The organism is Streptomyces globosus, assembly GCF_003325375.1.
In the GTDB taxonomy this organism is placed as follows: Bacteria; Actinomycetota; Actinomycetes; order Streptomycetales; family Streptomycetaceae; genus Streptomyces; species Streptomyces globosus_A.
In genome coordinates, this window is sequence record NZ_CP030862.1 from 1970202 (window position 1) to 1982991 (window position 12790).

The window sequence follows — 12790 nt, forward strand, 5'->3', positions numbered from 1 at the left end:
TGACACAGCTCTTAACTCTACGGGGCGTGGCACACTGCACCGATGCGACGCCTGTTCCCTGTGACCGATCAGACATCCCGCCCCGCGGACTCCGCCGGGCCCGCGCCGGACGCCGGTGACCGAGAGTGGTCGCTGGACGAGCTCGCGGAGGCGTACGCGTATCCGCCGATCGGGCCGGACGGGCACTGGCTGCGGGCCAACATGGTCTCCACGCTAGACGGGGCGGCGCAGCACGAGGGGCGCTCCCAGCCGATCTCCGGCGAGACCGACATGCGGATCTTCGGCACGCTGCGGGCCCTGGCGGACGTGGTGATCGCCGGAGCGGAAACGGTTCGCCAGGAGGGGTACCGGCCGGCCCGCGCCCGTGAGGCCTTCGCGGCCCGCCGGGCGGCGGCCGGGCAGGGCCCGGCGCCGGCGATCGCCGTCGTCACCTCCGGGATGGACCTGGACTTCTCGCTGCCGCTGTTCGCCTCCCCGCTGGTGCCGACACTCGTCGTGACGGGCGCCGGGGCTCCGGCCGAACGGGTGGCGGAGGCCGGGCGGGCGGGCGTCGAGGTCGTGGTCGCGGGCGACGGGGCGGCCGTGGACCCGGCGCGCGCGGTGCGCGAGCTGGCGGCCCGCGGGCTGCGCCGCCAGCTCACGGAGGGCGGGCCTCGGCTGCTGGGCCAGTTCGTCGCGGCGGGGGTGCTGGACGAGCTGTGCCTGACCGTGTCGCCGATGCTCACGGCGGGGGGTGCCCAGCGGATCGCCGGAGGGCCCTCCGTGGCCGTCCCGCACCGGTTCGCGCCCGCGCTGGTGCTGGAGGAGGCCGGGTTCCTCTTCACGAGCTACCGTCGGATCTGACAACGGGCGGAATTCCTCGTTCCGCTTTGCTTCCGGTGGGCACATATATCTGCGCCGCCCCGCGCGACAGCGGGGCAGGATGGTTTCCGCAAGGGCCGCGGCCTGCCGCCGCCGCCCATGAAGGAGAGGGCGTCCGTGTTCACGAGCGTTTTGATGATCGAGCAGCCGCTGACCACCGTCGACGTGGACTTCGTCACCACCCTGCACGGGGACGACCCGGTCTCCTTCATCGTGCTCATGCAGCCGAGGGGCGACCAGGACCGCCTGCTGCGCGCCATCGACGACGTCGCGCTCGGCGAGCTGCCCGAGGCGCTCCACGAGGCCGACGAGCCCGAGGGCGCGGCCGCCCTCGGGCCTGCGGAGCAGGCCCTCGCCCACTCCCTGGAAGCCCTGCGGAGAAAGGGCGCCACCGCCGTCGGGGAGATCGTCGAGGACCATCCGCTGGACAGGCTGAAGGCCGTCGTCGAGGAGAAGGGCGCCGACGAGGTGATCGTCCTGACCGCCCCGCACTTCGTCGAGGAGTTCTTCCACCGGGACTGGGCCTCCCGCGCCCGCCACAAGGTCGGGGTTCCGGTGCTCAAGCTCTTCGCCCACAACGAATAGGCTGGCGTCCGACACGTTCGCGCCGGGACGGCCCCCGCACCCGCAGGGGCCGGGCCGCCCCGGCGCACCCGACCCGCCCGCACTTTGGGGAGAAGCCGTATGACGCCGCAGCCCGGCCTGCCGAACGCCATGGAACGCCCGCACTTCATCGGCATCGGCGGCGCCGGGATGTCCGGCATCGCGAAGATCCTCGCCCAGCGCGGCGCCGCCGTCGCCGGCAGCGACGCCCGCGACTCCGACACCGCGCAGGCGCTGCGCGCCCACGGCGCGACCGTGCACATCGGGCACGCCGCCGCCCACCTCGCCGACGACGCCACCAGCGTCGTCGTCTCCAGCGCCATCCGCGCCGACAACCCCGAGCTGGCCCGCGCCGCCGAGCTCGGCATCCCCGTCGTGCACCGCTCCGACGCCCTCGCCGCCCTCATGGACGGCCTGCGGCCGATCGCCGTCGCCGGCACCCACGGCAAGACGACCACCACCTCCATGCTGGCCGTCTCCCTCTCGGCCCTCGGCCTGGACCCCTCCTACGCCATCGGCGGCGACCTGGACGCCCCCGGCTCCAACGCCCACCACGGCACCGGCGACATCTTCGTCGCCGAGGCGGACGAGAGCGACCGCAGCTTCCACAAGTACGCCCCGCAGGTCGCGATCATCCTCAACGCGGAGCTCGACCACCACGCGAACTACGCCTCCATGGACGAGATCTACGAGTCCTTCGAGACGTTCGTCGGCCGGATCGTGCCCGGCGGCACCCTCGTCGTCGCCCACGGGCAGGCCGGCGCCGCCGAGATCGCCGCCCGCGTCCGCGGCCGCGACGGCCTCACCGTCGTCACCTACGGCGAGGAGGAGGACGCCGACGTCCGCATCGAGGACATCACCCCGCGCGGCCTGGCCGGCGAGGTCACCGTCCGCCTCGACGGCCGCTCCCTCACCTTCACCGTCTCCGTGCCCGGCCGCCACTACGCGCACAACGCCGTCGCCGCCCTCGCCGCCGGAGCCGCCCTCGGCATCCCCGCCGACGACCTCGCCGCCGCCCTCGGCAAGTACACCGGCGTCAAGCGCCGCCTCCAGCTCAAGGGCGAGGCCGCCGGCGTGCAGGTCATCGACTCCTACGCCCACCACCCCACCGAGATGACCGCCGACCTGGAGGCCATCCGCGGCGCCGCCGGCGACTCCCGGATCCTCGTCGTCTTCCAGCCGCACCTGTTCTCCCGCACCCAGGAGCTCGGCAAGGAGATGGGCCAGGCCCTCGCCCTCGCCGACGCCTCCGTGGTCCTCGACATCTACCCGGCCCGCGAGGACCCGATCCCCGGCGTCACCAGCGAGATCATCATCTCGGCCGCCCGCGCCGCCGGCGCCGACACCACCGCCGAACACGACAAGGACGCCGTCGCCGACGTGATCGCGGGAATGGCCAAGCCCGGCGATCTCGTTCTCACCATGGGCGCGGGAGACGTCACGGACCTGGGACCGGCGATCCTCGCCCGCCTGGCGGGCTGAGCCGGGCAGACAGGGCCCACGGGCCGGACGAGGGAGCGGAAGAGTCATGGCGTACGAGGTCGAGAAGACGGACGAGCAGTGGCAGGCGGAGCTGACGCCGTCCGAGTACCAGGTGCTGCGCCTGGCCGGCACCGAGCCGGCGTTCCGCGGCGAGTACACCGACACCACGACGGCGGGCGTCTACACCTGCCGCGGCTGCGGCGCCGAGCTCTTCCGCTCCACCGAGAAGTTCCCCTCCCACTGCGGCTGGCCGTCCTTCTACGACCCGAAGGACACCGACGCGGTCGAGCTGCGCGCGGACACCTCGCACGGCATGGTCCGCACCGAGGTGCTCTGCGCCCGCTGCGGCTCGCACCTCGGCCACGTCTTCGAGGGCGAGGGCTACCCCACCCCCACCGACCAGCGCTACTGCATCAACTCGATCTCCCTGCGCCTGGTCCCGCAGGCAGACCAGGGCTGATCCGTCCGTCAGATCAGGCTGTGGCGGACCGCGCGGGCCACCGCGTGGGCGCGGTTGCGGGCCTGGAGGCGGGCCATCAGCTCGTACACCACGTTCTTGACGGTGTGCTCCGAGCAGGACAGGGTGCGGGCGATGACCGCGTTGCCGTGGCCCTCCGCCATCAGCGTCAGGACCGCGGTCTGCCGGGCCGTCAGCCGCGGGACGTCCGCCCCCGCCGGGCGGGCCGCCGGTGCGGCGGCGGAGTGTGCGGCCGACCCGGCGGCCGCGCCGAGCAGGCGGACCAGGGCCGGGTACGGCATGCGGCCGTCCCCGGCGAGGCGCAGCAAATCCCCCCGGTCCGTCAGGTCACCTGCCGGCGCGGGCAGCGGGCGCGAGAGTTCGGCGACGGCGCTCACAGCAGGCCGACCCGGAGCGCGTAGGCGACCGCGTGGGCGCGGTTGCGCAGGCGGAAGCGCTGGGTGATGTCGTGCACGACGGTCGTGACCGTCCGCGGGGAGTAGCACAGCTGCTTGGCGATCTCGTTGGTCTCGTGGCCGTCGGCGACCAGGCGCAGCACGCTGCGCTCGCGCTCGCTCAGGCCGGGCGCCGGCCGGCGGTCCGCGGCGGGTCCGGCCGCCGCGGTGGCGCCGTGCCCGCCGGGGCGTTCCAGCAGCCGGTCCAGGAGGTCGGGCGGCAGCGTGCAGTCGCCGCGGGAGGCCGCCAGGACGGCGCGGGCCAGGGCGGCGGCGTCCGCCTCGCGGCGGCGCAGCAGTCCGCGGGCCCCGGCCGCTATCGCGTGCAGGGCGCCCTCCGGTTCCAGCTCGCCCGCGACGAGGACGACGTCGGGGCGGGACGGGGCGTCGCGGACGGTGCGCAGGACGTCCAGCTCCGGCCGGCCGACCCGGTCCACGGTCATGACCACGACCCGCGGCTCGCGGCCCGGCGCCGCCGGGGCGAGTTCGGCGCAGGCGAACAGGGTGCTCTTCGTTCCGGCTTCCAGCACGGGGTCGAACGCGACGACGTCGACAGGGACGGGTTCTCCCACCTGTTCCTCCGTTGATCACCCGCCGCCCGGGGTGCCGGGCGGCGGAAAGGGGCACTGCACCCAGGCTGGGGCCGGCCCGCCCGGTGCGGCATCGGGCCGCGGCCCCCACATTCGTGGAGAACGGCGTCAGAAGGCGCGGATCCTGTGAAGACCGCAGCGCCGCAGGCCGGACCGGCCCCGGCCGGACGGGTGTACGGGGGACGGAGCCGGTGCACCGTCCCCCGTACCCCGCAGGCCGGGGCCGCCGCGGCGGCCCGTACGGGCGGTGCGTGCGCAGGGTCGGCGGGGGGCTCCGCGGAATATGGGGGAACGGCCCCCATGTGCGCGCGCCCCGCCTCTGCGAGGTTTCTCCCCGTGACCGACACCGCCACCACCGCCGCCGGAGCAGACCGGGCCGGGGGCCTCGCCCCCGCCTGGTGGGCCCGGGCCCTGAACCTGAGGGAGCGGCTCGCCGCCCCCGGAGCCCCCGCCCCCGCCCCGGCCGGCGCTGCCCGCACCCGGCCCGCCTCCTGGTCCCTCGGGGACGCGGCGGGCTTCGCGGCCCGCCTGGCGGCCCTGGGGGTGGCGGAGGAGGCGGCGTACGCCCTCGCGGCGGAGGAGCCCGCCCGGCTGGCCGCCCGCGCCGGGGACGCCCCGGCCTGGGCGCGGTACACGGAGCAGGTCGTGGCCTCCCTGCCCGAGGACGCGGCCGGGGCTGCAGGCTCCGGCCGCACGGACGCGGCGGCCGGCGGGGCCGCGGTCTTCCTGCCGGTGCTGGCGCCGTTCGTCGCCCCGGCCTGGGCGGAGGCCGAGGCCCGCACCCGGGCCGTGCCCGGCGCCGGCGAACCGGAGGTGTTCCGGGCCGCGTTCGAGGAGGCGCTGGGGGACCGACTGGTCCGGCAGGCGGCCCGCACCCTGGTCCGCGAGCTCCACCGGGCCCGCACCGCCGGCCTGCTGGCCGGGGCGACGCCCCGGGAGCGGTTCGCGTCGTTCACCGCCCGGCTCGGCACCCGGCAGGGGCTGGCGGAGCTTTTCGCCCGCCACCCGGTCCTGGCCCGGATGCTCGGCCAGACCTGCGCGCACGCCGCCGCGGCCGCCGCCGAGCTGATGGACCGCTTCGCCGCCGACCGGGCGCGGATCGTCGCCGGACTGCTCGGCGGGGCCGACCCGGGCGCCCTGGCGCGGGTGGAGCTCGGGCGGGGCGACGCCCACCAGCAGGGCCGCTCCGTCGCCCTGCTGCACTTCGCGGGCGGTGCGTCCGTCGTCTACAAGCCGCGCCCGCTCGCCCAGCACGTGCTGCTGGACCTGGCGGTGGAGTGGGCCAACGGCAAGGTGCCCGGGCTCGGCCTGCGCACGCCCCGCTCCGTGCGCGGCGCCGGCTACGGCTGGCTGGAGTTCATCGGGCACCGCTGGTGCACCACCCCCACGGAGTTCGACCGCTTCTACCGCCGGCAGGGCGCCCTCCTCGCGCTCCTGTACGCGGTCGACGGCGCGGACATGCACTACGAGAACGTCGTCGCCTGCGGCGACCAGCCCGTGCTGGTGGACGCCGAGACGCTGCTGCACTCCGGCCTGCCGGAGGCGCTCACCGTCGGCGGCGACCCGGCCGCCGACGCCCTGGCCGCCTCGGTGAACCGCACCTGCCTGCTGCCCAGTCTGCTCATCGGCGACCACGGCGCCATGGACATCTCCGCCCTCGGCGGCGGGGGCGGCGGCGCCTACCCCAGCGACGGCCTGCACTGGGAGGCCGCCGGGACGGACGCGATGCGGCTGGCGCGCGGCCCCGTCGCCACGGCCGCCGGCCTGAACCGGCCCGCACCGCAGGGCCGCAGCGCCGGGCACGCCGTCCACCGGGCGGCGCTGCTGGAGGGGTTCCGCGCCGGGTACGACGCGGTCACCGAGCACCGGGCCGAACTCCTCGGCGGGCTGCTCGGCCGGTGGGTGGCCGGCCCGGGGCGGCTCATCGCCCGCTCGACCCGGCTCTACACCACCCTGCTGGACGAGTCGACCCACCCGGACGTGCTGGGCGACGCCCTGGACCGCGACGCGGTGTTCGCCGTCCTGTGGACGGAGTCCGCGCACGACCCGGCCCGCCGCAGGCTCGTCGAGGACGAGACCGCCGACCTGTGGTGCGGCGACGTCCCCCTCTTCTTCCACCACCCCGCGCACACCTGGCTGGAGACCTCCCGCGGCACCCGGATCCAGCGGGTGCTGCCCGAGCCGAGCCTGCACACCGTGCGGGAGAAGATCGCGGCGATGGGCGAGGTGGACCGCCACGACCAGGAGTGGATCATCTCGGCGACGCTCGCCGTCACCGCGGCCCGCCCTCACGGCGCCCCCGCAGGCCCGCTGCCCGCCGGGCCCGCCGGGCCGCCCGCACCGCCCGCGCCGCCGGAACCGTCGCGGCTGCTGGCCGCCGCCTGCGGACTCGCCGACGAACTCGCCGGCCGCGCGGTGCACGGCGCCGGACGCGCCAACTGGCTCGGCCTGGAGCAGGTCTCCGGGGACCACTGGGCCGTCCTGCCGATGGGCGGCGGCCTCGCCCAGGGATACCCGGGCGTCGCCCTGTTCCTCGCCCAGCTCGGCGCCCTCACCGGTGCCGAGCGGTACACCGAGCTGGCCCGGCAGGCCGTACGGCCGCTGCCCGCGCTGGTCTCCGTCCTGGCCCGCGACGCCGACCTGGCCGCCGCGGTCGGGCCGGGCGCCCTCGACGGCATCGGCGGCATCGCCTACGCCCTGGCCCGCCTCGCCCCGCTGCTCGGCGGCGGGCTCGCGGACTGCCTGCCCGACGCCCTCGACGCCCTGGAGCGCGCCGCCCTCTCCGGCGGCGGGGCCGGCGACGCGCCCGCCGGCCTGGCCGACGGCCTCGCCGGGGCCCTGGCCGCCGCCCACGCCGTCCGGCGCACCCCCGGCCTGCCGGGCGCGCACCGGGCGGCCGCGACGGCCGACCGCCTCGCCGACCGGCTGCTCGCGGAGGTCCGGAAGCGGCCGGAAGGGCGTGGAGCCGGGCCGGGGTTCGCCCGCGGCGACGCCGGGATCGGCTGGGCGCTGCTGCGCCACTCTGCTGCCGGGCCCGCCGCCGGCTCGGGCTCCGGCTCAGGCGCGGGCTCCGGCGACGATCCGTACGCCCGCGTGGGCCGCGCCCTGCTGCGCCCCGCGGTCGAGGAGGTGCTGCGCCGCCCCGACGGCCTCGGCTGGTACGCGGGCCTCGCGGGCACCGCGCTGGCCGCCGCCGACGCGCCGGCCCCGCTCGGCGGCCTGCTGCTGCCCGGCGAGGGCCCCGACCGGTGCGCGGCCCTGCTCGGCGGCGCCTCCGAATGCCCCGACCTGAGCCTGCGCCGGGGCCTCCTCGGACCGCTGGAGCTGCTCGGCCTGCTGGCCCGCCGCGGCCACGCCGGGGCGGCCGCCGCGCTCGGCCGCCGCGCCGGAGAGGCGCTGGCCCGGCTGGAGGACCACGGTCCGCGCTGCGGCACCCCCGACCACGTCCCCTCGCCCGGGTTCCTCACCGGGCTGTCCGGGATCGGCTACGCCCTGCTGAGGCTGGGCTTCCCGCAGGCCGTCCCCTCCGTCCTGCTGCTGGAGCCCGCCGCGCCGGCCGCAGCCGGCCGGGGGGCCGGCCGCCCGGCCCGCTGACCACCGCGCACCGCCGCACCACCCGTACCGCCGCACCACCCGTACTGCCCGCACCACCTGCACCGCCGCACCACCTGCACCGTACGCACGCACCCCCTGCACGGCCCGCACCACCCCACCACCAGGCACCAGGCACCGGGAAAGGTACCCACACCATGCAGAAGCCCCAGGCCCACGCCGAGTCCGCCGCCGCTGCCGAGGCGGCCGCCGCCGACGCCGCCGCCGAGGCGCGCACCGAGGACCCGGCCGGCGGGATCACCCTCTCGGGCCGGAACAAGGCCTGCGCCCGGGCCCGGGCCCTGGCCGGCGCGGTGCTCACGAGCGGCATCGTGATCACGCTCAGCGCGATGGACACGAGCGTGTCCGGTCCCAACGCCACCTGGTGACCGGAGTCGGTCGGCACGCGGCCGTTTCCGTCGTGAAACGGCCAACTTTCGCCGCACATCGCGCCGTTGCCATCAACTAGATTGCGCTTCATGCGCTCCCGTTCGCGTCACCTCGTCGGCCGTGACCCGCAGCTGCGGGAGATCAAGCAGGCGTTGGCCGACGCGGGCGAAGGGCGCGGCGGCGTCGTCTTCCTCGTCGGCGAGGCCGGGATCGGAAAGTCCCGGCTCGCCGCCGAGGCCGTCGGCACCGCCTTCGGGATGGGCATGCGCACGCTCCGGGGCCGGAGCAGCACCACCGGCCCCACCGTCCCTTTCCGGCCACTCACCGAAGCGCTCATGTCCCTCTTCCGGGGCGGCCTCCCCCTGGACGACCTCTCCCTCGGCCCCTACCGGCCGGCGCTCGGCCGGATCATCCCGGACTGGGCGGACGAGGCCGCGAACACCACCGGTTCGATGGTCATCCTCGGTGAGGCGGTGCTGCGGCTCCTCATCGCCACCGGCCGCGAGCACGGGCAGCTCCTGCTCCTGGAGGACCTGCACGACGCCGACCCCGAGACCCTCGCCGTCGTCGAGTACCTCGTCGACAACCTGGAGTACACCAACGTCGTCCTCCTCGCGACGATCCGCACGGAGCCCTGCGACGCCCTCGACATGGCCGGGGCCGCACGCCGCCGCGGCACCGGCACCGTGCTCGAACTCGCCCCGCTCACCCGCTCCGAGGTCCGCGCCGTCATCGCCTCGCAGCTCGAAACCGACCCCGTCCTCGTCCCCGAGGCCGCGCTCGACCGGCTGTGGGACGACAGCGCAGGCAGCCCGTTCCTCGTCGAGGAGCTCCTCCAGGGCATGGTCGGCAGCGGCGCCCTTGTCCCCGGCGACGACGGCTGGCGGGTCGTCGGGGACCTGCGCAGCGACGTCTCCACCGCCCTCGCCCGCGGCATCCTGCGCCGCATCGACCGCCTCGGCCCGCAGGGCCTGACCCTGCTGTCCGCGGCCGCCGTGATCGGGCGGCGCTTCCCGCTGTCCGTGCTCCAGCGGATGACCGGCACCGGCGACCGCGACCTGCTCAGCCACCTCCACGCGGGCGTCGCCGCCCAGCTCGTCGTCCCCGACGAGCCCGCTCCCGACTGGTACGCCTTCCGCCACTCGCTGACCGCCGAAGCGCTCCTCACCCAGCTGACGCCCGCCAACCGGGCGGCCATGTCGGGCCGCGCCGCCGACGCCGTCCAGGCCCTCCACCCCGGCCTCGACGGCGACTGGTGCCCGCTCGTCGCGCAGCTCCGCTCGCAGGCAGGCGACGACGCCGAGGCCGGACGCCTGTTCTCCGACGCGGGCCGGCGCGCCCTCTCGGCCGGCGCCATCGGCTCCGCCGTCACCCTCCTCGGCCGCGCCGAACGCCTGCTCTCCGGCACCCGGGACGCCGCCGCCCGCACCGACGCCCTGGAGGCCCTGCTGCCGGCCCTCGCCGAAGCAGGCGACTTCGACCAGGCGTTCGGCTTCGCGGAGAGCCTGCACACCCTCGGCGGCAGCGGCCTCGACACCCCGCGCCTGGCCGCCCTCCACACCCGCCTCGCCAAGGTCGCCCACACCGCGGGCCGCTGGGAGGACGGCAACAGACAGATAGCGCAGGCCAGATCCCTCCTGGCCCGCCACCCCGACGAGCGGACCGCCGCCTCCGTGGACGTCGCCGCCGCCTACCTCGCGCTCGACACCCCCGGCCCCGACCGCACCCAGCTCGCCGAGAAGCTCGCCGACTCCGCCCTCCGCGCCGCCGAGCGCCACAGCCTCGCCACCGTCGCCTGCCAGGCCCTGGAACTCCTCGCCACCCTCGCCCGCGAACGCGACTTCGACGAGGCCACCGCCCTCCTCGAATCGGCCCTCCACACCGCCGAACGGCACCGGCTGCCCCTCCAGCGCATGTACGCCCTCACCCGCATCGGCGGCAACACCTGGCTCACCTGCGGCGACACCGGCCCCCTCCTCGCCGCCCGCGCCGAGGCCCAGCGCCTCGGATCCGCCACCATCGTCCACACCGTCGACGGCATCATGATCCTCGACGCGGTCCTGCGCGCCCGCTTCGCCGAGGCCGCGCAGGCCGCCGAGGAGTGCCTGGCCGTCGTACGGCGCCTGCGCCTCGCCCCCGCCACCCGGTACGTGCTGATGGCCCGGGCCGCGCTCGCCGCCCACCGCGGCGACCGCCCCGCCATGGAGGACGCCCTCGACGGCTTCGCCGAGTGGGACGGCGCCGGCTCCCAGGAGGAGCCCCTCACCCGCGGCCTCGCCCGCGCCTTCTGCGCCCTGATGGAGGAGGACCGGCCCGGCGCGGTCCGCGAACTGCGGGCCGCCGCCGCCCTGGAGGACTCCAACCCCACCACCTACTACCTCGCCGGCCGCTACGGCATCGGCCTGCTCCTCGACGTCCTGTCCGGCGCGGCCGGCCGGCCCGCGTACGAGGAGATCGCGGCCACCGCTCCCGGCCGCATGCGCTGGAACCGGCAGTTCGTCCTCCTCGCCGGCGCCGTCCTGCTGGGCCGCGAGGGCCGCCCGCAGGAGGCCGCCGACGCCGTCGCCGAGGCCTCCCGCACCGCCGAACCGTACGCGACCGCCCTCCACCTCGGGCTCCGGCTCGTCGCCGACGCCGCCCACGAGGACGGCTGGGGCGAGCCGGTGGCCTGGCTGCGCCGGGCCGAGCAGCACTTCCACCAGGGCGGCGTCACGGCCGTCGCCGGCGCCTGCCGGGCCGGGCTGCGCCGCATGGGCGCCCCCGTCCACCAGCGGCGCACCGGCTCCGCCCGGATCCCGGAGGAGCTGCGCTCCCAGGGCGTCACCGTCCGCGAGTACGAGGTCTTCCAGCTCCTCGCGGAGCGCCTCGGCAACAAGGACATCGCGGACCGCCTGTACATCTCTCCCCGGACGGTGGAGAAGCACATCGCCGCCCTGGCCGCGAAGACGGGCCGGCCGACCCGGGCCGGCCTGTGCGAGCTGTCCGCCGCCCTGGCCGGCCCGGCCCGGCTCCCCGCCCGCCCCTGAGCGCGGGACGGACGCCGCGGCCCGGCCGTCAGCGCATCGCACGGACCGGCTTCGAGGCGAGGATCCCCGCCGCGGTCACCACCAGCACCACCGCCGTCAGGGCGAACATCGGCGCCGTGCCCGACGCGGCCAGCGCCCCGCACGCCACCAGCGACAGCGGCGCCACCGCGTATCCGATGACCATGTCGACGGCGATGACCCGGCTGAGGACCGAGCCGTGGATGTTGCGCTGGATCCAGCTCATCCCGAACACGCCCTGGAAGCCCATCCCGAAGCCCATCGCGAGGACCGCTGCCACGGCGCCCGCCGCCGAGTCCACCACCGCCAGCAGGCCGGTGCCGAGCGCGAGCCAGCCGGCCAGCGCCGCGATCAGCAGGCCGACCCGGGGCCGCCCGCCGACCGCCCCGCCGGCGAGGGTGCCGAGCATCGCGCCGCCCGCCAGGGCCGCGTTCAGCAGCCCCAGGGTGGCCGAGCCGCCCTCCAGGTCCACCTTGGCGAGGGTGGCGAAGCCCACCGTGAACGGGCCCGCCTGGCAGAACGTCACCGCCGCGTCCACCACCAGGATCGTCCGGATCCGGGGGTCCGCGAACGCGTACCGCAGGCCGGCCCGGATGCGCGCCCCCAGCGTGTCCCCGGCCGCCTCGGGTGCCGCCGGCCCGTCCTCCGCGTCCTCCGCACCCGCCGCGGCCTTCGCGGCCCCCTCCGCCCCGTCCGCCGGCCCGGGGCGGGGCCGCGGGCGGACGCCCGCCACGCACAGCGCGCACAGCGCGAAGCACACCCCGTCGACGAGAAAGGCCACCGAGGCGTCGCTGAACGCGACGACCGTGCCGCCGACCGCCGGCCCGAGCACGGCGGCGACCTTCGTGCCGACGGCGAGCAGCGCGTTCGCCGGCGCCAGCAGCTCCGCGTCCACCACGGACGGCAGGATCGAGGCGCGGGCCGGCTGGAAGAACGCGTCCACCGATCCGAACGCGGCGGCGGCGCAGCACAGCATCCACAGCGTCAGCGTCCCCGTCAGCCCGGCCACGCCCACGCCCGCCATCAGCGCGGCCCGCGCCCAGGCGGAGAGCACCATCAGCGTCCGCGGGGACCACTTGTCGCTGAGGGAGCCCCCGACCAGGGTCAACAGGGCCCGCGGCACCGCCTGGAAGGCGAGGACGGAGCCCAGGGCGAGCGTCGACCCGGTCAGCCCGAGGGTGATCCAGGAGAACGCGATGTAGCTGAAGCCGTCGCCGAGCAGGGACAGCGACTGCCCCAGCCACAGCAGGCGGAACGAGGGCAGCCGGGCCGGGGCGCGCAGCCGCGCCCCCGCGTCCGCCAGAGTGGAAGCCATGG

At 76.7% G+C, this 12790-nt stretch carries 10 protein-coding genes; 7 read left to right on the plus strand and 3 right to left on the minus strand.

Going from position 1 to position 12790, the window contains the following annotated elements; all coding sequences use genetic code 11:
* Positions 1–42: 42 nt before the first annotated feature.
* The 4 genes from C0216_RS09120 to msrB all read left to right on the plus strand — a co-directional run bounded on the left by C0216_RS09120 (position 43) and on the right by msrB (position 3406).
* The gene (locus C0216_RS09120; RefSeq protein WP_114054780.1) at positions 43–843 is read left to right on the plus strand and encodes a pyrimidine reductase family protein; all 801 of its coding nucleotides are present in this window, start codon (positions 43–45) and stop codon (positions 841–843) included.
* A gap of 135 nt (positions 844–978) precedes the next feature.
* Positions 979–1446 (plus strand): indole-3-glycerol phosphate synthase, encoded by a 468-nt coding sequence (locus C0216_RS09125; protein ID WP_246042415.1) that lies wholly within the window; start codon positions 979–981, stop codon positions 1444–1446.
* A 99-nt stretch (positions 1447–1545) separates the two neighbouring features.
* The gene (gene murC / locus C0216_RS09130; protein WP_114054782.1) at positions 1546–2946 is read left to right on the plus strand and encodes a UDP-N-acetylmuramate--L-alanine ligase; all 1401 of its coding nucleotides are present in this window, start codon (positions 1546–1548) and stop codon (positions 2944–2946) included.
* A gap of 46 nt (positions 2947–2992) precedes the next feature.
* Positions 2993–3406 carry a peptide-methionine (R)-S-oxide reductase MsrB gene (msrB, locus tag C0216_RS09135; RefSeq protein WP_114054783.1) on the plus strand — a complete coding sequence of 138 codons (414 nt, stop codon included), beginning with the start codon at positions 2993–2995 and terminating at the stop codon, positions 3404–3406.
* A gap of 8 nt (positions 3407–3414) precedes the next feature.
* On the opposite strand, the gene C0216_RS09140 is transcribed toward msrB, so the two are convergent.
* Entirely contained in the window at positions 3415–3801 is a 387-nt protein-coding gene (locus tag C0216_RS09140; protein WP_246042417.1) for a response regulator transcription factor, read from the minus strand.
* On the minus strand, positions 3798–4430 hold the full coding sequence (locus C0216_RS09145; RefSeq protein WP_114054784.1) for a helix-turn-helix transcriptional regulator: 633 nt from the start codon (positions 4428–4430) through the stop codon (positions 3798–3800). Before C0216_RS09145 ends, C0216_RS09140 begins: the two co-directional genes overlap by 4 nt.
* Positions 4431–4784: 354 nt before the next feature.
* Here C0216_RS09145 and C0216_RS09150 point away from each other — a divergent pair, with 354 nt between their 5' ends.
* From C0216_RS09150 to C0216_RS09160, 3 genes are all read left to right on the plus strand, one after another.
* Complete coding sequence (locus C0216_RS09150) at positions 4785–8042, plus strand: type 2 lanthipeptide synthetase LanM family protein (RefSeq protein ID WP_281277912.1); 3258 nt, start codon at positions 4785–4787, stop codon at positions 8040–8042.
* A 155-nt stretch (positions 8043–8197) separates the two neighbouring features.
* Positions 8198–8428, plus strand: coding sequence for a hypothetical protein (locus C0216_RS09155; protein WP_114054786.1), 231 nt, complete (start codon positions 8198–8200; stop codon positions 8426–8428).
* A gap of 90 nt (positions 8429–8518) precedes the next feature.
* Positions 8519–11455, plus strand: coding sequence for a helix-turn-helix transcriptional regulator (locus tag C0216_RS09160; RefSeq protein WP_114054787.1), 2937 nt, complete (start codon positions 8519–8521; stop codon positions 11453–11455).
* Positions 11456–11483: 28 nt separating this feature from the next.
* Here the strand turns inward: C0216_RS09160 and C0216_RS09165 are convergent, their stop codons facing one another.
* A complete protein-coding gene (locus C0216_RS09165) occupies positions 11484–12788 on the minus strand; it encodes an MFS transporter (RefSeq protein ID WP_114054788.1) in 1305 nt (434 codons plus the stop codon).
* Between the last annotated feature and the right edge of the window lie 2 nt (positions 12789–12790).